The sequence below is a fragment of the Rhizorhabdus dicambivorans genome (genome assembly GCF_002355275.1).
In the GTDB taxonomy this organism is placed as follows: Bacteria; Pseudomonadota; Alphaproteobacteria; order Sphingomonadales; family Sphingomonadaceae; genus Rhizorhabdus; species Rhizorhabdus dicambivorans.
Genome location: NZ_CP023449.1, coordinates 2,094,197 through 2,118,564, shown reverse-complemented (window position 1 = coordinate 2,118,564; position 24,368 = coordinate 2,094,197). Strand labels below are relative to the sequence as shown.

Sequence of the window (24,368 nt, the reverse complement as noted above, 5' to 3'; positions counted from 1 at the left end):
GGCTCGGCCGCCTACGGCCAAGGCTCATGCTCCGTATTCGACCAAACCGTTCTGCAGCACGACGATGTCGCGCTCCACCACTTTGGCTCGCAGTGAGAACACCGGGAATAAAAGGGGCCACGGATCGGCCAGTCTCACCGGATTAAAAAGGGGCCAGTCCTGCTAGACCTCCGTTTTTGGGCGGAGGTGGAGGATGAAGAGAGTGGAGCTTTATCAGAAGGTCCGCCGCGCCGTGCTGATTGACGGGATGAGCCGTCGCGCTGCCGCCCGGTATTTTGGGATCAATCGCAAGACCGTCGACAAGATGCTGTGCTTTCCAGAGCCAGCAGCGCACGGCCGGAGCGGGCAAACCTACAGCCGCAAGCTGTCCGGATTTACCGACATCATTGACCAAATCCTGGTGGATGACCGCAAGGTTCACATCAAACAGCGACACACTGCCGCGCGTATTTTCGAGCGTCTGCGCGATGAACATGGCTTCACCGGCGGCATCACCATTGTTCGCGACTATGTGGCGGGCGCCAAGTTGCGCAGCCGCGAGGTGTTCATACCATTGAGCCACAAGCCGGGGCATGCGCAGGTGGATTTTGGTGAGGCGGACGGGATCATCGACGGCAAGTTGGTGCGGTTCCACTATTTCTGCATGGACCTGCCGCACAGCGATGCGCCGTTCGTTAAAGCCTATCCTGCCGAGGTGGCTGAGGCATTTTGCGAAGGGCACGTGGCGGCCTTTGCCTTCTTCGGCGGCATCCCGCAGTCGATCCTGTATGACAACACCAAGCTGGCAGTGGCGCAGATCCTGGGCGACGGGAAGCGCGAGCGCAGCCGGATGTTCTCGACCCTCCAGAGCCATTACCTGTTCGAAGACAAATTCGGGCGCCCCGGCAAGGGTAACGACAAGGGCAAGGTCGAGGGGCTGGTCGGTTATTCCCGGCGCCACTTCATGGTGCCGAGGCCAGAGGCGCCCAGCTTTGATGCGCTGAACGCGCGCTTTGTCGAACAATGCATGGAGCGACGACAGGCCATCTTGCGCGGGCATGAGCGCAGCATCGGTGACAGGCTGGTGGCTGATCTGGCGGCCTTTATGCCGCTACCGGCGGTGCCGTTCGATCCCTGCCATATGGTGACGGGGCGGGCCTCGTCGATGTCGCTGGTGCGCTATCGTACCAATGATTATTCGGTGCCGACGGCCTATGCCCACCAGGAGGTCGTAATCAAAGGCTATGTCGATCGGGTTGCGATCATCTGTGGCGGGGAGCTGATCGCAGTGCATCCGCGCAGCTATGAGCGGGAGGACTTCATTGCCAACCCGCTGCACTATCTGGCGCTGTTAGAACAGAAACCCCGCGCGCTTGATCAGGCAGCGCCGCTCGATGGCTGGGTGCTGGCTGAACCGATGCATCGCATCCGACGACTGATGGAGGCGCGCAGCGGCAAAGAGGGACGGCGCGAGTTCATCCAGGTGCTGCGGCTATGCGAACGCTTCGAGCAGTCCCTGGTGGAATGGGCAGTGGCCCGCGCGCTGGAGATGGGGGCAATCAGCTTCGATGCGATCAAGATGATCGCGCTGGCCCGCCTCGAACAGCGTGTGCCGCGCCTCGATCTGCAATTTTACCCGCATTTGCCGCGCGCGAATGTCGGGCGTACCGATCCGCGCACCTACATGGGCCTGCTCTCGCAGGCAGGCACTCCAGCGACGGGAGTGGCAGCATGAGTGATCCCATGATGCCGCTGCCAGCCATCGAGGCCGAACCCACCAGCGTGCCGCCCGCTGTACTACTGGCCAACCATCTCAAAGCGCTCAAGCTGCCCACCTTTGTGCGCGAGTATGAGAAGGTCGCCTTCGAGGCCGCGCAGGATCGGGCCGATTACCCCCGCTATCTGCTGCGCCTGTGCGAACTTGAACGGATTGATCGCGAGCGCCGGATGGTGGAGCGCCGTATCCGCATGGCTCGCTTCCCGCACACCAAGAGCTTTGACACCTTCGACTTTGCAGCCCAGCCATCACTGAACAAGGCCTTGGTTCTGGAACTGGCGCGCGGTGAATGGATCGAGCGGCGGCGTAATGTCATTGCGCTGGGCCCCAGCGGCACCGGTAAGACCCACACCGCCCTCGCGCTAGGACTGGCTGCGTGCCAGAAAGGGCACAGCGTGGCCTTCACAACGGCCGCGGCGTTGGTCCATGACCTGATGGAGGCTCGCGACGAGCGTCGCTTGCGCAGCCTGCAAAAGCATCTGGCATCTGTAAAGCTGCTGATCCTCGACGAGTTGGGATATGTACCATTCACCGCCGTGGGCGGCGAGTTGCTGTTCGAGGTACTCAGCCAGCGCTATGAACGCGGCAGCACGCTGATCACCAGCAATCTGCCCTTCGATGAATGGACATCGGTGTTCGGCTCCGAACGCCTGACCGGCGCCCTGCTCGACCGGCTGACACACCACGTCCACATTCTCGAGATGAATGGTGACAGCTTCCGTCTCGCCAGCAGCCGCAAGCGCCAGAAGGACAAGGGGGAGGATAAATGACCTAAGAACGGGCGGCCATCGGCAGCGGGAAATCGGCTTCCGCTCCGCTCCAGCCGCTTCCCCGCTGCCGATGCTGCCCAGCCTCAACCTTGGGGCTTTTTGTTCAAACCAACTGGCCCCATTTTAAACCGGTGCCTGGCCCGTTTTTATCCCGGCGTTGACAGCGCTCACGGACAAAACCCGCGCAATATGGTTCGGCCTCGCCTGCATATATCCTCCCTCATTGCCTCCGACGGTCATCGCCGCCGAAGGTCGCTCGCTCCGTCCGAGCCCTTTCACGCACCAGGCGTCAGCCGGATATGCTCACTCAGATTGTTATTCACATATATTGAGCATTTATTCATATTAGCGCGGTCCCGCCAATCCTGCAAGTCGAGCAGAGCTACAATCGAGACCTAGTTCCGGATCTCCGATCACAGGAGGAAATCATCCGAAAATTACGCTAAAAGAGATGCGCAGGACCGGTAAAATCCGTTACGATCAGCTTGTCATCGGTTTCCGTAATACACGCCAGAATTCACATCGGGATACCATGACGCGAACCGATACTCAGTCCTGAACGGCGGCCTCCGGGGTATCCTCGCCGCCCACAGTCGGGTCGTCGGCGACGAGCGTTTGGGCGATTGCCCACAGCGCATCGAGCGCCGCGAGATGCTGTTGTCGCCGGACCAGCGAGAAGGCCACCGGCGCAACGCCATCGACAGGTCTGCGGATTCGTCCCTCGGCAGCCATCCGCTGCCAAAAGATCGTACAGAAACCGATAAGGGCGTGGGAATCATCGTCAGCAGGCTCGTCCTGAGACCAGAAGGAGCCGGTTTCGATGAGACGGCCACCACAGGCGGCTATCTCCCCGAACAGATGATCGAACAGCATGGGATTGAGGCTGCGGGTGAAGACCCGGATATCGCGGCCCGCGAGATCAGCGGGTGTCAGTTGCCTCCCTGCCAGCGGATCACTCACGTGCATCTCGATTTCGAGCCCGCTTGCCTTCAGGTCGAGGCGCTCGAAACCTTCATCGGGCCACGGACCGAGCACTAGGCTCGCGTCGAGATCGTCGCGAGCGAATTTCTCCAGCAGATCACGTGACCAGCCAACGTTGAGATCCAGTCGAAACCCGGTCGCCTGCGTGCGGAACCTCGTCAACAGGCGGCGGGTTATCTCCAATTGCCCGGCATAAGGTGGCGCGCCCAGGCGCAGGGCGGATGGTGCGCTTCCCAGCGCCCGCGCCGTTTCCCGAAACTCGCGGAGAGCCGCGACGATTGCCTTGGCTTTGGGGAGGAGTTGCTCTCCCTGCTCGGTCAGTTCCACCCTTCTGGTGGTGCGCGTGAACAGCGCATATCCGAGCTGACGCTCTAATCGCCGCATCCTGGCCGACAGCCAGGGCTGGGCCACATTCAGCTTCCGGGCCGCAACCGTGAACGAACGGTGTTCCGCGATCTGCACGAACTGCTGGAAAAGCGCACCATCATTCATCCGGCTATTTAGCCGAATATCATCTGAATTGACCAGCCAACACGTCTTGGACGAGAAAAATCTATCCTCCTAGGTGTGATCGGCAGGGCCGCGAGGACAGCGGCGACGTCGACAGAAGGATGCTCATGACCACAGCAGCGACCAGGCCACTCGGTGACCTACGCGTGCTGGATCTTGCGAGCGGCGCCATCGGCGGCATCGGGCGCCTGCTTGCCGAACTGGGAGCGGACGTGGTCAAGGTCGAACCGTGCGGCGATTATCCCGAGCGCACCGAACAACCGGCATATGGTGGGTTGAGCCTGGGCTTCGTCGCCGCCAATCTTGGCAAACGTGGACTGACGCTCGACCTGGCCCGCGAGGAAGATCGCGCCATCCTCGACGCGCTCGCGGGCGAGGCCGATCTTCTCCTCGAGGCGACTGTCCCCGGATCAACCGAGGCGAAGCTGCTGGACGTCGCCGGGCTGCGAAACCGGCATCCTACCCTCGTGGTACTTTCCGTGAGCGCTTTCGGCCCAGGCACATTCCAGGATTTCGTCGCGACCGATGCGGTGCTCCAGGCGCTCAACGGCGTACTTGCACGCTCCGGTCTTGCGGGCCGCGCACCTCTTCTGCCGCCCGGCGAGCTGGCAATCCAATGCGCTGTGGTCCAGGCGGCCTATGCCGCTCTGATCGGTTGTCTGCATCGCAGACAGACCGGAACCGGGGATCATCTGGACCTCAGCCTGCTGGATGGCGCCGCCCAGGCGCTTGATCCGGGCCATGGCATCGCCGGCAGCGCCAGCGCCGGCGTGCTAGCCTCCCAGATGCCGCGCGGCCGCCCCGAAATCACCAACTATTATCCGATCTTCACCTGTCGGGACGGACAGGTCCGCTTATGCATCCTGGCCGCACGCCAATGGCGGGGCATGTTCGAGTGGCTGGGACGCCCAGCGCTTTTCTCCGATCCACGTTTCGACAGCCTGAGCGTACGCCATGCCACCCCCGAACTGAATGTTGCGATCGCCGCGCTCGTCGCCGGGAAAACCCGGGCGGAAATCGAAGCCGAAGGCAAACGCTTCGGCGTTCCCACCGCCCCCATCCTGACGCTCAAGGAAACACTGGACAGCCCGCATCTGCGCGATGGCGGCCTTCTCCGCGACGTCGAACTCGCCCCTGGCCTCACGGCTCCCTTTTCCGACGGCGTGTTGAAGATCGACGGAAAGAGGGCGAGGACCGCGGGCATCCTCCCCACGGGCGAGGTGAACCCCAGCGAGTTGCTCGCCGAATGGTCGCGCGGCGGGACGGCACCGGTTATCGATGGTTTTGGCGCGCCCGGCCGTCCTCTGAAGGGTCTCCGGGTGATCGATCTCGGGACCATCGTGGTCGGGGCCGAGCAGGGCCGTCTGCTTGCCGATTATGGCGCCGAGGTCATCAAGGTGGAGTGCGCCGAGTTCCCGGATGGGATGAGGGCGAACAGCGATGGCGGCATGTCGGCCAGCATCGCGGCGGGCCATCGCAACAAGCGGAGCCTGGGCCTCAATCTGCGCAGCGAGAAGGGACGCGAACTCCTTCTGGAGCTTGCCGGCCAATCCGATGTCGTGCTCTCCAATTTCAAGCCGGGCGGAATGGCGTCCCTCGGCCTGTCGGCCGAGACCCTGCTGGCCCGAAACCCGCGCCTGATCGTGGTGGAGAGCTCGGCCTATGGCGATGAAGGCCCATGGGCCGACAGGATGGGTTACGGGCCCCTCGTGCGGGCCTCGGCCGGCCTGACCGCACAATGGCGCTACGAGGACGATCCAAAGGCGTTTGGCGACACGGTCACGGTCTATCCGGATCATGTGGCCGCGCGCCTCGCCACGACGGCAGTGCTGGCCCTCCTGCTGCGCCGCGCGCGTACCGGCCGCGGCGGCCGGATCGCTCTCGGGCAGATCGACGTCATTCTCAGCCAGATGGCCGCGATGGTCGCGAAGACCGTTCTGTCCTCACGCGGGGTCCTTCTCGCCGATGCGATCGGTCGGGACAGCCCGTGGGGAGTATTCCCAAGCGAAGGCGATGACGACTGGATCGTAATCTCCATCCGCGGCGATGAAGACTGGCGCAATCTTTGCACGGCGATGGCCTGTCCCGATCTGGCATCCGACCCCGGCTCGGCGAACCGGGCCGGCCGTGTCGCTGCCCGCTCGCGTATCGACACGGCCGTCGCAGCCTGGACGCGCGTTCGTACGGCCACCGAGGCAATGGCGAGCCTCCAGCGGCACAAGGTTCCCGCTGCGGCCATGGCGAGGGCGTCAGAGATGCCGGAGTCGCCATTTTTTCGAAGCCGCACGATGTTTCAGACCTTCGTGCAGCCCCAGCTCGATATTCCAGTGACGGTTGACAACGCTCCGGTCCGGGCCAGTCGGCTTGCATGTCCGCCGCTGGCCCCGGCTCCCATGTTCGGCGAGCACAGTATCGAGATCGCGCGCGATCTCCTGGGGCTGTGCCCGGATGATATCGCATCTCTGATCGCCGAGGGTGTTCTCCAGACCGGCTCGTCGGTCGATCGGCGCGTCGAACCGGCCGCCGCGTAGCGGAGCCCCTCCCCCAAGCTGAATGTGAGGAGACTGATTGATGAAGGCCGCCGTCCTGCGAGAGGTCCGCCAGCCGTTGCAGATCGAACAAGTGACGATCGGCAAGCCCGGCCCGCGCGAGGTTCTGATCCGCACCGTCGCGGCGGGGGTATGCCACACCGACCTGCATTACATCGAAGGCGCCTATCGCCACCCTCTGCCGGTGATCCTGGGCCACGAAAGCGCTGGCATCATCGAGCAGGTCGGATCGGAGGTCCGCACGGTCAAGCCAGGTGATCATGTCATCACCTGCCCCTCGGCCTTTTGCGGGCATTGCGAGCATTGCCTGACGGGCCACATGTCGCTGTGCATCAATCCCGAGACCAAGCGCCCCAAGGGCGCCGAACCGAGGCTAGCGAAAGAGGGCGAACGAATGAATCAGTTCGTGCATCTCTCCTCCTTCGCCGAACAAATGCTGGTCCATGAACATGCCTGCGTGGCGATCGACAGGGACATGCCGCTCGATCGCGCCTCGCTGATAGGATGCGCGGTGATAACGGGCGTCGGCGCGGTGTTCCATACCGCGAAGGTGAGACCCGGGGAAACCGTCGCGGTGATCGGTTGTGGCGGCGTGGGACTCGCCGTCGTCAACGGTGCGGCGATCGCCGGCGCAGGACGCATCATTGCCATCGACATGCTCGATTCGAAGCTGGAGCTGGCCCGGCGGTTCGGCGCGACCGACATCATCAACGCCGGCGAGGGCGACACCGTTGCGAGGGTTCTCGAACTGACACGCGGCGGCGTTCATCACAGCTTCGAGGCGATCGGCCTGAAGACCACGACCGAGCAGGCTTTCCAGATGCTGGCTCGCGGCGGCACCGCCAATGTTCTTGGCATGATTCCGGTCGGGACCAAGATCGAGCTTCACGGCGTCGACTTCTTGGGTGAGAAGCGCATCCAGGGCTCCATCATGGGTTCGAACCGCTTTCCGGTCGATATGCCTCGGCTGGTGGACTTCTATATGAATGGGAAGTTGAATCTGGACGATCTGATTTCCCGGCGGATCAAACTGGAAGGCATCAACGAAGCCTTCGCGGAAATGAAGACAGGCGGGGTGGCCCGTTCGGTGATCATGTTTGATTCCTAGATTTTCGAGCCATTTCCACGAAGCCACGTTCAGGATCGCCCCGGCCGCGGCCGGCCATCGCCATGCCGGCTGCGGAGAAGTGCTTCTCAACTCATCCACATATTCACATAAGCTGCGCCCTGCTCCATACCGGGAGCGCGACACGCCGCATCATGGCGGGGCCACGAGCCCCCGATAAGCGGCAAGGTCGACGAAAGACAATTAGGGCAGGCAATGGGCGCAGACATCGAAGAGCGGGAAAAAGCGGCACAGCGGCGTGTCGGCTCGGTAAAGGCCGCGATCTCCATTCTACGACATCTTGAAAAAACAGGTTCGGCCATGGGTGTAAACGCGCTTGCGCGGGCACTTGATATCAGCCCCAGTTCCTGTTTCCTTCTGTTGAAAACACTTGCGGACGAGCAATTCCTGGATTTCAACCCCGCCACCAAACATTACAGCCTTGGCCCAGGAGCCATAGCGCTCGGACGCAGCGCGATCGATCCGGCCGGCTCCTTCGCACTGGCTAGGACGAAACTCGAGGAAGTCGCGGCCGCTCACGATGTAACGGTTTGCCTGTGGCGCTTGCGCTTGTCGGAGCAGCTAATTGCCGTCGGGGTGGCAGAAAGCGTCGCCACTACCCGAATCCACATCACCACGGGGCATCGCCTTCCGATCGCGGCGGGTGCCGCTGGCCGGTGTGCCCTGGCATTCTCGAAAAGCGATGCTCAATCGATCGTCGCGCGAATGGCATCGGTCCGTTGGGCCAACACCCCCGATCTCGAAACCTACATGCACGACCTCGAAAAAACCCGGGAGCGGGGATGGGCGATCGACGAGGGCGATTTCCTTCATGGGGTCACGACGGTCGCCGCCCCCGTCCTCAACAAGCAGGGTTTGCCGGAACTGTGCCTGGCAGCGACGATGTTCAACGGGCAGCACGACAGCGCACGCCAGCAATTAATCGCGAAAAGCCTGCAGGAGGTGGGGAGTTGGCTGTCCGAGCGCATGTTCCTCGCTTCACCCTGACAGCCGCTCCGCACCACCGCATATACCCGGTAATGCCGCCCCTCGGCGGCACGGCGGCCAACGCCCTTCATTGAGGGACGGCCACCTTCCCGCTGGCTGCCCCGGTGCCGCGCCGGGCGCGGCGGCATGGTGGGCTCAGGCCCCTTCGAGACCGACGATCGCGACGGCCGCCACATTCTGGTTGGGCATACCGCCCAGATTGTGTGAAAGACCGAATACCGGAGGCTGCGCGCGCTGCCGCTCGCCCGCCCGGCCTTGCAGCTGCAGATAATGCTCGTAGATCATCCGCAGACCCGAAGCGCCGATCGGGTGCCCGAAACATTTGAGCCCGCCGTCGATCTGACAAGGCACCTTGCCGTCGGCGTCGAACATACCGTCCAGCACGTCACGAACAGCTCCACCCTCCTCGCTCAGCCCGAGATCCTCCATCGTCACCAATTCGGTGATCGAGAAGCAGTCATGCACCTCGGTGAGCGAAATCTGCTGCCGCGGATCGCTGATGCCGGCTTCAGCATAGGCCTTCTTCGCGGCGATACGGGTGGTGTGGAAATAGCTGCCGTCCCATCCTGCGCCCTGAAGTTCCCAGCCGTTGGACACGGCGAGTTGCAAAGCCTTCACGGTCACCAGATCCTTCTTGCCCAGGCTACGGGCGATCTCCGGCGTGGTGACGATGGCGCAAGCGGCACCGTCCGACACGCCGCAGCAGTCGAACAGGCCCAGCGGCTCGGCGATCATCGGTGCGTTGATCGCCTGCTCCTCGGTGATCGGCTTGCGCAGATGGGCCTTGGGATTCTTCGCTCCGTTGGCATGGCTCTTGACCGAGACATGGGCGATGGCACGCTTCAGATCCTCTGCCGCCATGCCATGCTTGGCGCGATAGGCGGAGGCGAGCTGGGCGAAGTTGCCCGGGGCGGAGCCGACGATGCCGGTCATGTCCCACATGGTCCCACGGGTACGGACCGGCAGGCCGCCATAGCCCGTGTCCTTCAGCTTTTCGGCTCCCATCGCCAGCGCGATGTCGCAGGCCCCGCTGGCCACGGCATAGACGGCCCCCCGGAAGGATTCGGTGCCCGACGCGCAATAATTCTCGACCTTGGTTACGGCGATATTCGGCAGCCGGAGCGCGATGCCCAGCGGAATGCCGCTAGGCCCGACATTGATGAGGTCGAAGCCGACCCCGAACCAGGCCGCTTCGATCTGCTTCGTTTCGATGCCTGCGTCCAGCAGAGCCTCTTCGAAGGCTTCCACCATCAGCCCGTCGGAATCGACGTCCCATCGCTCGCCGAAGCGGGCGCAGCCCATGCCCAATATGGCGACCTTGTCGCGAATTCCGCTGGCCATCAGTTTTCTCCCCGGCCCAGGTCGGCGTCCGCCGGCAGATAATCCGGCACGGCTTTCCAGAAATATTTGGTGAATTGGCGGGTCTGGTCGACCGCCTTGACGCGGAACATCATCCGCATCGGCATCCCAACCTCGACCCCCGCTTCGTCCACGTCTGCGAAATCCATGGTGATGCGCCCTCCCCCGTCGAAGGTCACTGCGCCATAATAGGCGGGGGGATCGGGCGTGAAGGTCAGGCGATCGGCCGTATAGGTGAGGACGCGGGCCCGACGCTCCGCTAGCGGATAATCCTCCTGAGTCAGCACTGCGCGGACATCCTGTGCCACGCTGACCGCCGATTTGGGAAATTGCACGGTGCCCGTCTCGGTGCAGCGGCCGCCGACCAGAGCCAGCACCGCCTTGCGGTTCCGGTAAAGCGCGGTCAGCGCCGTCTTCTGGTCAAACTCAGCTCTCATGCCGCGTTCCAGCAGAAGATGGCCGTTAAACGTCAGATATTTGAAATAATTCGTTTCCATGGCCCGGCGCGCTATCCAGCCAGACACGCCCATCGCTGGCGGCTGGTCCGCCTTGCCGGTCGCGCGGAACAGCAGCGCATCGCAGCCTTGCCCGAATCCCACCACCAGAATGATTTCGCCGGCCGCTGCCGTTTCCAGCGCTCGTGCCAGCAGGATCAACGGCTGCGCCGTCCCGGCCTCACCCATCACCGACGCAAGCGGATCGCAAACCGCTTCGCTGCGCATTCCGCAGGATTTGGCAACCACCGCATTCACACCTTTCATCGGCGCGCCCATGACGAAATGATCGACATCGCTCGCTTCCAGCCCGGCCCGTGCAAGCGCCTCAGCTACCGTCTTTGGAATGATGCGGGCATAACCCTCGTCGCGGATCCAGCGCGATTCCCAGTCGTAATCGGCGTCAGCACCGGCCGCGCGGAAATGGTCGACAAAATCGACCGCCGTGGAAGCCGCCCCAACAAAAGCGGCCACCCCGTCCCCCGGCCCCAGCAGCAGCGCCGCGGCACCGTCCCCGGCGATCAGTTCAAGCTCGCTTCCAGGCCGTGCCCGCCGCTTCTCGGACGCAACGCACAGCGTCTCCCCGGCGCCGCCGGCCACCGCGTGAAGACCATCCAGCAAAGCGGACGTGGCCGCACGCTGGCTGCCGCTCACATCGATCGCACCCACCGTATCGGGCAGGTTCAGCGCCTCCTTGAGGACGACGCTGTTCTGCCGATCCGAGAACGGATGCGAGGTAGACGCCAGCACGACCTTGGCCACGCATGTCCTGTCTATGCCGTTCAGGCAATCACGGGATGCTTCCACCCCCATGGTGATCGTATCCTCGTCCCAAGCGCACATCGAACGTTCGCCCGCCCCGAGCCCCTTCAGTCCGGGGTTGAACCAGCTATGTGCGCCCACCACCGCGCTTCGCTGCAGGCGCAATCGCGGCACATAGGCGCCGAAGGCCAATATTCCGGGCATTAGGCCACAAACTCCAGCGAGGTGGACATGAAAGCGGAGCGCCGCACCATCACATCGGATCCCAACAGAAGACCTCTGGAGAGCGGCGCAGCGGGTGGAAGCTGGACTGCAGCATGGGAATCAGTTCGTCGGCCACGGTCTGCGGCGTCCAGCCGTCGCTACGATGCGCGGAGCGACGAATCTCCGGCCGGCTGAACAGGAACACCTCGTTCTTACGTACGCCGAACACCTGGCCCGTCACATCCTTCGCCGAATCCGAACAGAGATAGACAGCCAGTGGGGCGATCTTCTCAGGCGTCATCTGCTTCATGCGCTCGACCCGGACGCGCTGGGCCTCGGTGTCGGTCGGAATCGTCGCGATCAGCCGGCTCCACGCGAAGGGGGCGATGCTGTTCGAGCGAACGCCGAAACGCTGCATGTCGAGCGCCAGCGACGTTGAAAGACCCACGACACCGAGCTTCGCGGCCGAATAGTTGGACTGGCCGAAATTGCCGATAAGACCCGAGGTGGAGGTGAAATGCACGAATGCGCCCGAGCCCTGCTCCTTGAAATGCAGCGCGGCCGCCTTTGAGATGTAGAAGGCGCCATTCAGGTGGACGTTGATGACGTCGGTCCACGCGTCGTGGCTCATCCGGTGGAAGATCGCATCCCGCAGGAAGCCCGCGCTGTTCACCACCGCATCGATACGACCGAAATTACGCACGGCGTCTTCGACAACCGAAGTCGCGCCCGCGGGTTCGGCGATACTGGCGATGTTGGCGACCGCCTCGCCGCCTGCGGCCCGGATTTCGGCTACAACCTCATGGGCAGGCCCCTCATCGGCGCCTGCGCCATCGGCGGCGCTGCCATAATCGTTTACGACGACCCGCGCCCCTTCCGCGGCCGCCATCACGGCCACCGCGCGTCCGATTCCGCGACCGGCGCCGGCAATTGCGACGACCTTACCTTCGAGCAGACCCAATGCATCCTCCCCTGATTGCGACGCGCGTCGGGCGGCGCGATTGCCATTCCCATAATGATCACAAAATGCGCATCTATGTGAATAGTGTTTGGGCGTAGGCACGTTTTGTGTCAAGCTCCTTTGAAATGCCGCTGGGAAGGATGCAGATGTCGCAACCGCAGCGCACACCCATTTGGAGTGAGGAGAGGTGATAATGTTGCCGCGCGACCTGTTCGGGGAGGAACACGAGATTTTCCGGCAGTCGGTCCGACGCTTCCTGACAGACAATTTCGTGCCGCAACATGACCGGTGGGAAGAGCAGGGCGTCGTCGACCGCGAGGCTTGGCTGAAGGCCGGCGAACAGGGCCTGCACTGCATGTCCGTCTCTGAGGCGTATGGAGGATTGGGCGCGGACCGGCTTTATTCCGTCGTCCTGTTCGAGGAACTCGCGCGGTTGAACCTGAGTGGCCCGGCCTTTCATATCCATTCCGGTATCGTCGCCCCCTATATCGAAGGTCACGGAACCGAAGCTCAGAAGCTGGCCTGGCTGCCGCGCATGGCGCGCGGAGAGGCTATCGCGGCGATTGCCATGACCGAGCCCGGCGGCGGATCGGATCTGCAGGCGATGCAGACGGTAGCCCGGCCCGTCGAGGGCGGATATGTGCTGAACGGCCAGAAAACGTTCATTTCGAACGGTCAGCTGGCCGATGTCATCGTCGTGGCCGCAAAGACCGATCCGACCCTCGGCGCGCGCGGCGTCACCCTCTTCCTCGTAGACGCCACCACAGCCGGTGTCGCCCGCGGCCGTAACCTGCGCAAGATGGGTTTCCACGCCCAGGACACTTCCGAGCTGTTTTTCGACGATGTGAGATTGCCCGAATCGGCCGTACTCGGAGAAGTTGGCCGCGGCTTCTATATCCTGATGAAGGAGTTGGCCTGGGAACGAATGCTGATCGCTGTCCGTGCCGTCGCCATGTGCGAAGCCGCGCTCGAATGGACGGCCGACTATGCACGCGACCGGAAGATGTTCGGGGGCGTTCTGCTGGACAAGCAATATGTGCGGTTTATCCTCGCCGACTTGAAGGGCCAGACCTTGATGGCTCGCGCTTTTGTTGACCGCTGCCTCGAGCTTGTTCTGCAAGGGCGCCTGACGGCCGATGTGGCGGCCGCCGCCAAGCTGCAGACCACCGAGCTCCAGAGCCGCTTATTGGATCAATGCCTGCAATTCCATGGCGGCGCCGGTTATATGTGGGAAACGCCGATCTGCCGCGCCTATGCCGACACGCGCTACATGCGCATCGCCGGCGGCTCCAACGAGGTCATGCGCGATCTTGTCGCCCGGACGCTCTGAAGTCTTCGGCCCCTCGCCGATGAGCGGAAAGTGACCAATGAACAGCCGATCCGAAATAAAAGATAATGCCATGAGCACCCCGGGAGATAATACCGCGGCAATCGCCCGCCCCCCGTCTCACGGCGCCAGCTATGGCCGCTACGTCCTGTGGATGCTGCTGATCATCAATTTCCTGGCGTTCCTGGATCGGCAAATTCTCAACATCCTGGCCGAACCGATCAAGCAGGAACTCAAGCTGTCCGATACGCAGCTCGGCCTTCTGACAGGCCTTGCCTTTGCCTTTCTCTATACATTCCTCGGCCTGCCGATCGCACGTCTGGCCGAGCGGGCGAACCGGGTTGGGATCATCGGGATTTCTCTGGCTATCTGGAGCGCCTTTACGATCGCCTGCGGTTTCGCCAACAGCTATGCCCAACTGGCCCTGGCGCGCGTCGGCGTCGGCGTCGGCGAGGCAGGCTGCAGCCCCGCTTCCCATTCCCTGATCAGCGACTATGTGCCGCGCGAGAAGCGGGCGTCCGCTCTCGGCTTCTATTCCATGGGCGTGCCGCTGGGAACGATGGCGGGGCTCGCATTCGGCGGGCTGATCGCCGACGCCTATGGCTGGCGGGTGGCCATCGTGGTGGCCGGGGCTCCCGGTATCCTGGTCGCCATCCTGGCGAGGCTGACGATAAGGGACACACGACGACAGCACATCGCCGATCGTGGCAAGGCCAGCCCTCCTGCGCCCGCCCTTGGCCTGGCCATGCGCGAACTGACTTCGAAGCGAGCCTTCTGGTGGGCGGCGCTTGCTGCTTCCAGCTCCGCATTTCTCGCCTACGGGCACAACGCCTTCTATGCGTCGTTCTTTCTTCGCAACCATGCGCAAGGTATCGCGGAAATCGCGGCAACGGTGAGCGGCGGAAGTCTCAAGGCTTCGGGCTTCCTGGGTATAGCCTTGGGCCTCATATTGGGACTCGGCGGCCTGATCGGGTCCTTCCTGGGCGGCCGCATGTGCGATCATTTCGCAAAGCGTGATCCCCGTGCCAATGTACTCCTCCCGGCCGGCGCGTTTCTGGTGTCGCTGCCGTTCGTCCTGGTGGCGGTGTTCATTCCCCATACGCTCGTGGCGTTGCTGATGCTTGGTCCCGCCATATTGCTGAAGACGTTCTGGTATGGCCCGATCTTCGCAACGGTCCAGAATGTGGTGCAGCCCGGCACGCGCGCGACTGCGGCAGCGATACTGCTCGGCATGATGAACCTGATCGGGCTTGGCCTCGGTCCCGTGACCGTAGGGATTTTCAGCGACGCCTTCGCAGGCACGCTCGGCCCTTCCGAGGGGCTACGCTGGGGCCTCGCTGTGACAGCGATCATGGGCATCGTTCCTCCGGCCTGTCTCTGGATGGCAAGCCGCACCCTTGTTTCGGAAACGGTGGAGGACGGGCCAAGCACCGCTTAGCTCCGCCCCGGTTTCAACCGGATGATGAACAGCCATGGGACTGCAATGTCATTCGGCGACGTGAATGACTCTCCCATTGGTAAATAGGGTTATGCCCCGCTGCAGGCGCAAGAGCGCGATGGAGGGCCGATTGGCTATCAGAACCAGGATAACGCAACTGCTCGGTATCGAGGCCCCCATCGTCCAGGGCGGCATGATGTGGGTCGGGCGCGCCGAATTGGCGGCCGCCGTATCGAACGCCGGCGGCCTGGGCATGCTCACGACACTTACCCAGCCTACGCCGGATGAGTTGCGCCGCGAGATCGAACGTTGCCGCTCACTTACCGATAGACCGTTTGGAGTGAACCTGACGATCTTGCCGTCGGTCAACCCACCGCCCTACGCGGACTATCGGGACGCCATCATCGATTCTGGCATCAAGATCGTCGAGACGGCCGGATCTCGTCCGCAGGCATTTGTCGAGGCGTTCAAGGCGGCAGGCGTCGTCGTCCTTCATAAATGCACATCCGTGCGACACGCCGTCTCTGCGGAACAGATGGGCGTCGACGTCATTTCGATCGATGGATTCGAATGCGCGGGCCACCCCGGCGAGGACGACGTTCCCGGCCTGGTGCTGATCCCGGCCACTGCGGACAATATCCGTATTCCGATCATCGCCAGCGGCGGCCTCGGAGATGGTCGCGGACTGGCCGCCGCGCTCGCCCTGGGCGCGGAAGGCATCAACATGGGCACACGCTTCTGCGCGACCGTCGAGGCGCCGATCCACGAGAATGTGAAGCAATTCATCGTCAACAATGACGAGCGCGCCACCCATCTGATATTTCGCCGGTTCAAGAATACGGGACGCGTCGCGAAAAACAGCATCTCGGATGAGGTCGTGGCCATCTCAAGCCGGCCCGGTGCGGAATTCGAGGACATCCGGCCGCTGGTCGCAGGGCAGCGGGGGCGTGCGGCGCTCGAAGAAGGCGATGTCGAGGCCGGCTTGATCTGGGCTGGCCAGGTCCAGGGGCTCATTCACGACATTCCGACATGTGAAGCGCTGATTTCCCGTATCGTCGCGGAGGCGGAGACGATCATCCGCGGCCGGCTGTCCCGCGTCCTCCATCTCGGGCAGGATAGCGTGGGCAAGCACGCGATCGGCTAAGGCATACGGCTTCGGGGGCCGGCACCCGTGCCGAAGGCACTGGACCACCGGCAGCCCGCAGCCGTCGCAGAACAACTATAGCTCAACCTTGGAAGGGCAACCCAGTGACATATGAAGCCATCCGTTTGGACATAGAAGGCCCGCTCGCGACGATCACGTTGAATCGACCCGAACGATTGAACGCCTCTTCCCAACAGATGGTCGACGAAATCGCCGACGCTCTAGACCATCTCGGCGGTGCGCGGGCGGTGGTCATCACCGGCGCCGGGCGGGCTTTCTGCGCCGGGGCCGATATGCAGACAACGGGGCAGGATGATTCCCCTGGCGATACCATATATCGGCGGCTGAGCAGGCATTACAGCGCAACCCTGCTGAAGCTCTCACGGCTTCATGTTCCGGTCATCACGGCCGTCAACGGCCCGGCTGTCGGGATGGGATGCTCACTCGCGTTGTGCGGCGATCTCGTGATCGCAAGCGAGAACGCCTTCTTTCTTCAGGGTTTCGTCAATGTGGGCCTGGCAGCGGATGGGGGCGCCAGCTGGCTGTTGCCGAGACTGGTCGGACGATCCCGCGCGATGGAAATGATGCTGCTGGGCGAGCGGGTTTCGGCGCGTCAGGCGGTCGAATGGGGCATGATCTACAAATGCGCCGATGCCGAAAGCTTTACGGACGAGACCCGCACGCTGGCCTTGCGCCTGGCCAACGGTCCTACTCTGGCTATCGCGACGGTCCGCAGGCAGGTCGCAGCCGCGCTGGAATCCAGCTTCGCTAATGCACTGCTTGCCGAGGCCGAAGGGCAGCGCGACGCGATGGTGACTTGGGACGCGGCGGAAGGCCGTCGGGCCTTTATAGAGAAGCGCCAACCCCTGTTCGAAGGCCGCTGAGACACCAAGCCTGGCGTGTGGCAAATGCCGGGCCCGCCTTGCAAAGCGGCCCGGCATTCACATTCCAATATTGTGAATAAAAGAGGCGAGGGCGCTCAGAATTTATACAGAGCCGATACCCCATATGTCCGCGGCTCAAGGTAGCTCGCCCCATCGCCATTGGCGGTCTGCGTGATCCAGCCATACACAACCGCATTCGTGAGGTTGCGGCCGAACAGCGCCAGGCGAATATTGGAATCCGCCGGGGTGAAGGAAAGTTCACCGTTCAGACGATTATAGGCGGGTTGGTAAGTGCGGTTGTTGGTATCGAAGTAGAAGCGCGAGGATCGGAAGAAATTACCGTTGATCCCGAAATCGCCCGCACCTGTTTCGACCGTGTAGTCGGCATTCAGGCTGAAAGTCCATTCCGGCGCCCGAAACATACGATTTCCGCTGACGTCCTGAATAGAGCCGACATTCCCCGTCAGCGTCGGATTGCCGGCCGCGTCGCGAATGGGATTGAAGACTTGCGCGGCGGGAAAGCTCTTATATCTCGCGTCGAGATAGGCCACATTGCCCGAAAGGCGCAGGGCGGAGGTGGGCGCGAAAGTGACTTCCAATTCCGCGCCATTGATCCGCGCGCGCGCGGCATTGGTGAGAACCGTCAGGGACGAAACCGGATCACGGCCAGTCAGCTGGATATCGCGATAATCATAATGGAACACGCTGAGGTTGGTCTGCAATGTCGACAACGGGTTGCTCTTGATCCCGATTTCATATGCATCCAGCTTCTCGGGCCGCACGACGTTCCTGGAGACGGCACCGCTATTGTAGGTGCCGCTCTTGAACCCACGGCTGTAGGAAGCATACACGTTGGTAGCGCCAAAATCACGGCGCAGCGAGGCGCGATAGGTAGGCGCGTTCGAGCGTTTACGAGCATCGCTGACGCTGCTGATCAGCGCGCCAGCGCCGGTGAAGGACCGGCCATTGAAGATGCGAAGATCGGTCGTATACCGCGCGCCCGCCAGGAGGAACCAGCCGGGCGAGAATTCAAGCGTCCCCTCACCGAAGCCCGAGAAGGAACGGGTCTTCTGGCTGCCCTCGGAGCGCTGCGTTACGGCTCCCCGGCTGACCAGCAGGATCTGGTCGAATTTGCCCTTGCCGATAAAGGCGTAACCGCCCACGATCCATTTGAAGGGCCCGCCGTCGCTCGACAGCAGCCGTACCTCCTGCGAAAAATAATCTGAGTGATTGCGGCTGGGAATTCGCAATATGTCGGCGGATGTGAAGTCGTCGTCCGTTTGGGAATTGCGCGAGCGCGTGGATTGATAGCCGGAGGTGGTCTCCAGCACGGTGCCACCCAGGTCGAACGAGGTCCGCAGCGACGCATTGAACTGCTTGCTGCCGATATCGGGTTCGGCCGTCATGGTGACGCGCCATGGCGCGGTCGGGATGACCGCACCCGCCACGGTACGTCCGCTGGTGTTGCCCGTATAGGCATTGCGATATTCGTTCGACGGATCAGTGACGTCGCTATAGCTGAGAGCCAGAATGATACGCGCGTCTTCGGTCGGCTCGAGCAGCAGCTTGCCGCGGAACAGAAAGCCATCACGCCCTCCAACCCGCTTGTTGCGGACAACATCCCGAAGATACCCGTCGGTTCTTGTACCGAACGCCGACAGGTTGACCGCGACGTTGTCGGCAAGCCCGGTTGTTACATATAGCTTGCCCGTGGCCTCATTGAACCGGCCATAGCTCGCAAAGATGGTTCCCTGGGTTTCATAGCTCGGATCGGCTGTGATGACATTAATAAGGCCGCCCGTTGCGTTGCGGCCGAACAGAGTCCCCTGCGGACCACGCAGCACCTCGATCCGTTCTATGCCGACCAGATCGACCGCGGTCGCCGCCATTTCCGGCTGGTAGACACCGTCAACATAGACAGAAACATTCGGCTCGTCGCCGACCGAGCTGTTGCGGGTGCCCACGCCGCGGATGAACGGCTGATAAGCGTTAGAAGCGCGAGTGAGCGTCAAGCCGGGCGCAATCTGGGTCAGATCGCGCAGGTTGTTGATGCCGGACTGCTGAAGCGTCGATCCTCTTACAGCGGTGATCGCAGTGGGCACGGTCTGCAGCCGTTCCTCGCGCCGGTTGGCGGTGACGATGATGTCCCCAATCGCATTGGCAGCCGCCGCCTGCGCTTCAGACGAAGGACGGACGCCGGCATCTTGGCCCCAGGCCGATGCCGGGACTGCCAATAGGCCGATTCCGCATAAAAAGGGTGCTTTGCCGAAACGCATGAAATTTCCCTCCCATCAGGCCTCCGTTCACGCGGGGCTCTATTCTCATATGTAGATGATTTTAATTTTTTTGTAAATAGACTGGGCTGCTGGCGACGCTACTCCCGATTCAAGAGGGTGGATTGCGCTGATCGGGACGGCATCTTTCGGACGCGGAGATGCATCGGGACGCTCCAGCCGCCGCTTCGGGCTCCGATATCACTTCCATGGTCGGAAGCCTGAGATCTGCTGCGATCCGATCGTGCCAACCTCGCCAGGCGGGCAGCGTGGAACAGGAGATTGCCCCCCGGCTTCAGCCCGCCAGCGCCGCCAGACAGCGATCGATATTGCCGTCGTTCAGCCCGGCGATATTGATGCGTCTGGATGCGTCGATATAGATGCCGTGCTCGTCGCGGAGTAACTAGATCCTTGTCGGCGCGAGCGGCAAGATCGCGAACGGCCCCGTTGCATCCCCACTCGATATGACAAACGCGCGGATATTTTCCTGTCCGCCATACTCATCGTCGCCGCCATCGTCTGGTGGGCTAATTGGGTCCGGACCCTAGAGCGATTTCTAGGCAGATGGAAACATCTGCCGACTCAGAAATCGCGGCAAAACAATGAACTAGAGCCGACGAGCCGATGCAATCGGATCGTGAAGGGCTCTAGGAGCGCTGGAGCACAAAAAGCCTCTTGTTTTTTGAGCTTTGGCCAGATTGGCGTTCAGCGAAAGACCATTAGACTTAGCTCTGGGCCTCAATTTTGGCCCAGAATCTCAAAGCCCCGTTTTATGACCAAGTGGGCCACTTTTGTTCGCGGTAAATGTTAAAGGCGACTTTCGAAGCCCTCTCGGCGCGACACGACGATGTGGGAGTAAGGCGGTTGGCTAGACGGTCGGTGCTCCGCACTGTCGACTGGCCCCGTCAGTCCGCCCATCTGCTCCTCATGTCATCCTCCAGTCTCAGCCTCTCATGAGCCAGAGCAGCTTGGGCGACCAACGTGGAAAACAGCACGCGCTGGTGAGGCGCTATGGGATCACGACCATCATCGCGGGCGATTCCCAAAATCGCCAGCATCCCGAGGGATGTCTTGAGAGGCTGAAATTGCCAGTTCGCGGAGGAGAGAATATCGGTTCCCGCCCCGCTCTCAATCCCGTTTCGCCACGCCCAATCCAGCGCCGCCTGATCCACGGGGCCAAGTTGCGGTTCAGAAGGTGTGGCGGCTGCCACCAAGAGCTCTCCGCCGATCTCGCGAAACACGGTCGCATGCACCTTGAGGAGGCTTTCGACATATTCGCAAAGGGTGGTCGCCGTATCGGTCCAGGTGCAATCGGCGGCGAGCCGTTGCGCGAGTGACGCGATGCTGGCGTTTTCGCGGGCGCTGCGATCACTCAGGACAAGTCGGCCGCGCAAACGGTGCGTCAGCATTCCAGTATAGATTGTGACGCCGGTCAGCACGAGCGCCATAATGATGTTCTGAGGCGCGCGAAGATCGAAGTCGAACGCTGGGGCCAGCAGAAAAAAGTTATAACAAACCACGGACAGGGCAGCGGCGAACAGGCCCGGGCCGACACCCCAGCGCGCCGCGATGGCAATCACCGGAAACAAGAAGAGGAGATCGAGCGATCTGGTATTGATGAAGAACTGCAAGCCCTCTGCCAGCACGAGAGTGAGCAAGACCGCGAGCGCCGCATAGGCGAAACTCAAGGGGCGCGCGGATATAAATGACGAGCCAAGCCTCGTTGGAACCCTGATCTCCCGTTCGACAGCTCTTGCGGGGTAAATGTGCAGCGCTACGTCGTTGCGGGCCGCGAGTTCGTCGAGACCGGATCTGCTCCGGAAAAGCCGGCGCCGCAGAGCCCTCTTCCCCAGCACCAGATGCTTGATGGGAGCGTTCTCGAGATAGGCGCTCAAACCATCGAGCACCGTGGCTGCGGGGACAATGGCGATCGAGGCGCTCAGTTGCGCTGCCAGCCGCATTGCATCGGCAATCCTTCCCGCCGCAGCAGGGTCGCGCTCTTCACCTGGCGTTTCCACATGTACTGCCTCCCAGCTCGACCCGAGCGCCTGGGCCAGTTCATGCGCTGAGCGCACGAGCTTTTCGCCGTCGCCCGAGCCGCCGATGGCGACTGCTATCTGTCGCGGGAGGTCAGAAGCCAAACTCGTCACGCTCGAAGCCGTGACAGCTGGAGAGGTCACCTGGTTCATGCCATAGCATATCGCCGACCTCCTCGGAGAACCATCCCGACGCCCTCGATGAGGCGACAATCCCTGACAATAGCGACGATCGCGGCAGCGGACGAAGGAGCCCGCGACCTCGAAGAGGCTTAATGACTTGGAGAGCCGCGTTCGCCCTGCCAGCTGAAAAGCCGGGCGGCCCGCGCCCGCCCCTCGTGCAGCGTTGGCGTAGCGGACCGGTCCGGCGGCGAATGGGCCATCAGGCGCCGCTCAGAATGGAAAGGCGTAATCAATAGCGATGATCGCGACTGCGCAGGTGATCAGGTTCAAGGGCAATCCGATACGCACGAAGTCCATGTAGCGATAGCCGCCCATCTGATAGACGATCACATTGGTCTGGTAGCCAAAGGGCGTGGCAAAGGCGGCGCTCGCAGCCATCATCACGGCCACCAGAAAAGGGCGCGGGCTAACACCCAAACTCTCGGCAAGCGCGACGGCTACTGGTGTCACGAGGACAGCGACGGTTGCATTGGAAAGCAGTTCCGTCAGCACCATCGTCAAGACGTAAAGCACGGCCAGGGCTGCCATCGGGCTCAATCCGTTGACGCTGGCGATCAGAAGCTTGGAGGCGCTCGCGGCAAGCCCGCTCTCGTCCATGGCGATCCCGATGACGACCATGCCGGCAATGAGGATCAGGATTTCGGGCTTGAGCCCGCTATAGGCCTCGTCTGCGCTGATCACTCGCAGGAGGATCAGCAACACGGCACCCGCGAAGGCAGTCGCCGCGATGGGCGCTACGCCCATAGTTGCGAGTGCCACCGCTCCCAGGAATGTGGCCAAAGCAATGATCGCCTTGCGCCAGACGAGCGGCCGCTTCTCGGCAAAAACAGTGGCGTCACCCACCTGGGCGCTGTGGATTTGAAGCGGCTCGACGACCGCAATGTCACCTTGCGGCATTTCGTCCTCATGGCGCCCACCAAGAAGCCTGCCGCTGACCAGGAACAGATAGATGCCGCCGGCAATGGCCATAGGCACGCCGACCGGCGTGACCTCGAACATCCCGAAGCGAGGTTGTCCCGAGACGCTAGCCATGTCGTCGACGAGAAGATTGGTCGAGGTTCCGATCAACGTACAGCAGCCGGTCAGGATCGTGACGTAGGACAGCGGAATTAGGAAGCGTCTCGGGGAGAGCTTCAACGTTTTGGCTACGTCACGCACTACCGGGGCGCCCAGCACCACGATCGGCGTCGAATTGAGGAAGCAGGAAACCGAGCCGATCATCGCCAGCAGCATCCAGATTCCGATCGCGCCGAAACGGCGACACATCATGACCGCCGCGGCGATCGCGCGATCCAGCAGCCCGGAAAGCTCCAGCGCGTAGGCAATGACGAACAGCGATGCCAGGGCGATGATCGCGGGGCTGGCGAACGCTCCCTGGACATCGACTGGACGCACGACGCCCGTCATCAACAGCACCGCAGCGCCAGTGAGCGCCACGACATCGGCGCGGATCTTGTCCCAGACCAGCGCGCCGACAACCGCGGCAAGAACCACCAAGGTGAGGATCTGGTCGGCCGTCATGCCCGTGCTGCGTCGGCTGCAATCGCCGGAGTGTCAACGCTGTAGAAGATATTTTCGCCTTTTTACACTGGAGGATAGGCTCGATGTTGCTATCTATCCCTCATGCGCGAACCCAGCATCAGGACAAGCCGGCTCGCCATCGCGGCTGGGCTGGTGGCTGTCCTCGCCGTAGGTGGTGCAGGCTACTTCCTAGGCCGCGCGTCGGCTCCACGCGCCGAACAGGTGGTTCCGGCGCCCGCGCCGCAACCACCGATTCCTATCCGCGCCGAGGCGCCCAAGCCGCTGCAGAGGGCCGACCTCATAGCGTTGGCGCAGCAGGCGTCGGACGCGCGTGCATCTGGGAACCCGCTACCGCCGACCGTGACGAGCGCAGCCGGCCGCCGATTCGAGCTGCTGCTGCCGTTTGGCTGCGCCGGTCCGTCGGAGGAAGGCAGCACCCAGCCGATGCGGTGGCGCTACGACGAGGCAACCGAGGCGCTTCGCATTTCGGTGACGCCCGTCGCGTGGAACGGCCAGGATTGGGACTTCGCGGCTGCAAAGGGCCTCCGGGCCGACGGGTTCTGGATTGCCAGGCCATGGACGTCGAGCGAGCGCTGCCCGCCTTCCGTGGTGCAGGTCAGTCCGTCCGGTACTGAGCCTGTGACCCTGCCGGGGCAGACCTTGGCCATCGCGCAGTTCACCGCCGATGCCAAAGGTGGACTGTCGCGCGATGACAGGCCCTTCGACATCGTAAAACGCGTACCGCCCGATGCATTGGACGCATCTCTGGGCTTCCGCCTCCGGATCGTGGGCCGTGTCGATCGGGACTTTGGCCCCGTTCGCTGTGTTCAGCCAGCGGGCGTGGAGCAGCGTCCAATCTGCGTGATCAGCAGCCGTATCAATGAAATCCGGATTGAGAATCCTGCGACTGACGAGGTGTTAGCCAACTGGCCGATCCGCTGAATAACGATCCGACCCGCGGGTCTGAACATCTACTGATGTCCAATCCATGTCTGCGCCGACGTGTGAAACAGGGAGATGAAGGCTTTCGCCAAGATGCCGATCGACGCCGCCGCGACCTCCTTTGCGCCCGCTCCTTCCTTGCTTGATGTCCAATCTCAGCC

17 protein-coding genes are annotated in these 24,368 nt (G+C 62.4%); 10 read left to right on the top strand and 7 right to left on the bottom strand.

What is annotated here, in order from left to right:
• Positions 1 to 193: 193 nt before the first annotated feature.
• The gene (gene istA / locus CMV14_RS10070) at positions 194 to 1,714 is read left to right on the top strand and encodes an IS21 family transposase (protein ID WP_096367681.1); all 1,521 of its coding nucleotides are present in this window, start codon (positions 194 to 196) and stop codon (positions 1,712 to 1,714) included.
• 11 nt (positions 1,715 to 1,725) lie between these two features.
• The gene (gene istB / locus CMV14_RS10065; RefSeq protein WP_066970386.1) at positions 1,726 to 2,526 is read left to right on the top strand and encodes an IS21-like element helper ATPase IstB; all 801 of its coding nucleotides are present in this window, start codon (positions 1,726 to 1,728) and stop codon (positions 2,524 to 2,526) included.
• Positions 2,527 to 3,075: 549 nt separating this feature from the next.
• Here istB and CMV14_RS10060 read toward each other — a convergent pair.
• Positions 3,076 to 3,999: a LysR family transcriptional regulator gene (locus CMV14_RS10060; protein WP_066969355.1), complete on the bottom strand. Its 924-nt coding sequence runs from the start codon at positions 3,997 to 3,999 to the stop codon at positions 3,076 to 3,078.
• Between the two features lie 119 nt (positions 4,000 to 4,118).
• On the opposite strand from CMV14_RS10060, the gene CMV14_RS10055 reads away from it, so the two are divergent.
• The 3 genes from CMV14_RS10055 (at position 4,119) to CMV14_RS10045 (ending at position 8,679) form a co-directional block, all read left to right on the top strand.
• Positions 4,119 to 6,548, top strand: coding sequence for a CaiB/BaiF CoA transferase family protein (locus CMV14_RS10055; RefSeq protein ID WP_066969353.1), 2,430 nt, complete (start codon positions 4,119 to 4,121; stop codon positions 6,546 to 6,548).
• A gap of 40 nt (positions 6,549 to 6,588) precedes the next feature.
• Positions 6,589 to 7,674 (top strand): Zn-dependent alcohol dehydrogenase, encoded by a 1,086-nt coding sequence (locus tag CMV14_RS10050; protein WP_066969351.1) that lies wholly within the window; start codon positions 6,589 to 6,591, stop codon positions 7,672 to 7,674.
• 213 nt (positions 7,675 to 7,887) lie between these two features.
• Positions 7,888 to 8,679, top strand: coding sequence for an IclR family transcriptional regulator (locus CMV14_RS10045; protein ID WP_066969349.1), 792 nt, complete (start codon positions 7,888 to 7,890; stop codon positions 8,677 to 8,679).
• A gap of 135 nt (positions 8,680 to 8,814) precedes the next feature.
• Here CMV14_RS10045 and CMV14_RS10040 read toward each other — a convergent pair whose 3' ends face one another.
• From CMV14_RS10040 to CMV14_RS10030, 3 genes are read right to left on the bottom strand one after another with little or no spacing between them, the layout of a single operon-like run.
• Positions 8,815 to 10,020 carry an acetyl-CoA acetyltransferase gene (locus CMV14_RS10040; RefSeq protein WP_066969343.1) on the bottom strand — a complete coding sequence of 402 codons (1,206 nt, stop codon included), beginning with the start codon at positions 10,018 to 10,020 and terminating at the stop codon, positions 8,815 to 8,817.
• On the bottom strand, positions 10,020 to 11,498 hold the full coding sequence (locus CMV14_RS10035; protein WP_066969341.1) for a hydroxymethylglutaryl-CoA synthase family protein: 1,479 nt from the start codon (positions 11,496 to 11,498) through the stop codon (positions 10,020 to 10,022). The genes CMV14_RS10040 and CMV14_RS10035 overlap by 1 nt, the downstream gene beginning before the upstream one ends.
• Positions 11,499 to 11,547: 49 nt before the next feature.
• Positions 11,548 to 12,459: an SDR family oxidoreductase gene (locus tag CMV14_RS10030; protein ID WP_096367714.1), complete on the bottom strand. Its 912-nt coding sequence runs from the start codon at positions 12,457 to 12,459 to the stop codon at positions 11,548 to 11,550.
• Between the two features lie 193 nt (positions 12,460 to 12,652).
• Here CMV14_RS10030 and CMV14_RS10025 point away from each other — a divergent pair, with 193 nt between their 5' ends.
• The 4 genes from CMV14_RS10025 to CMV14_RS10010 all read left to right on the top strand — a co-directional run bounded on the left by CMV14_RS10025 (position 12,653) and on the right by CMV14_RS10010 (position 17,252).
• A complete protein-coding gene (locus CMV14_RS10025; protein ID WP_066969339.1) occupies positions 12,653 to 13,789 on the top strand; it encodes an acyl-CoA dehydrogenase family protein in 1,137 nt (378 codons plus the stop codon).
• 151 nt (positions 13,790 to 13,940) lie between these two features.
• Entirely contained in the window at positions 13,941 to 15,224 is a 1,284-nt protein-coding gene (locus CMV14_RS10020; protein ID WP_238147245.1) for a spinster family MFS transporter, read from the top strand.
• Positions 15,225 to 15,354: 130 nt separating this feature from the next.
• Positions 15,355 to 16,368 carry an NAD(P)H-dependent flavin oxidoreductase gene (locus tag CMV14_RS10015; RefSeq protein ID WP_066969364.1) on the top strand — a complete coding sequence of 338 codons (1,014 nt, stop codon included), beginning with the start codon at positions 15,355 to 15,357 and terminating at the stop codon, positions 16,366 to 16,368.
• Between the two features lie 197 nt (positions 16,369 to 16,565).
• On the top strand, positions 16,566 to 17,252 hold the full coding sequence (locus CMV14_RS10010) for an enoyl-CoA hydratase-related protein (RefSeq protein ID WP_331251140.1): 687 nt from the start codon (positions 16,566 to 16,568) through the stop codon (positions 17,250 to 17,252).
• Between the two features lie 95 nt (positions 17,253 to 17,347).
• On the opposite strand, the gene CMV14_RS10005 is transcribed toward CMV14_RS10010, so the two are convergent.
• The 3 genes from CMV14_RS10005 to CMV14_RS09995 form a co-directional block, all read right to left on the bottom strand.
• Entirely contained in the window at positions 17,348 to 19,528 is a 2,181-nt protein-coding gene (locus CMV14_RS10005; protein WP_083216126.1) for a TonB-dependent receptor, read from the bottom strand.
• Positions 19,529 to 20,430: 902 nt separating this feature from the next.
• Positions 20,431 to 21,714 (bottom strand): DUF4118 domain-containing protein, encoded by a 1,284-nt coding sequence (locus CMV14_RS10000; RefSeq protein ID WP_066969331.1) that lies wholly within the window; start codon positions 21,712 to 21,714, stop codon positions 20,431 to 20,433.
• 240 nt (positions 21,715 to 21,954) lie between these two features.
• Positions 21,955 to 23,265, bottom strand: a complete 1,311-nt coding sequence (locus CMV14_RS09995; RefSeq protein ID WP_066969329.1) for an SLC13 family permease — start codon at positions 23,263 to 23,265, stop codon at positions 21,955 to 21,957.
• Between the two features lie 102 nt (positions 23,266 to 23,367).
• On the opposite strand from CMV14_RS09995, the gene CMV14_RS09990 reads away from it, so the two are divergent.
• A complete protein-coding gene (locus tag CMV14_RS09990) occupies positions 23,368 to 24,207 on the top strand; it encodes a hypothetical protein (RefSeq protein WP_066969327.1) in 840 nt (279 codons plus the stop codon).
• The last annotated feature ends 161 nt before the right edge of the window (positions 24,208 to 24,368 follow it).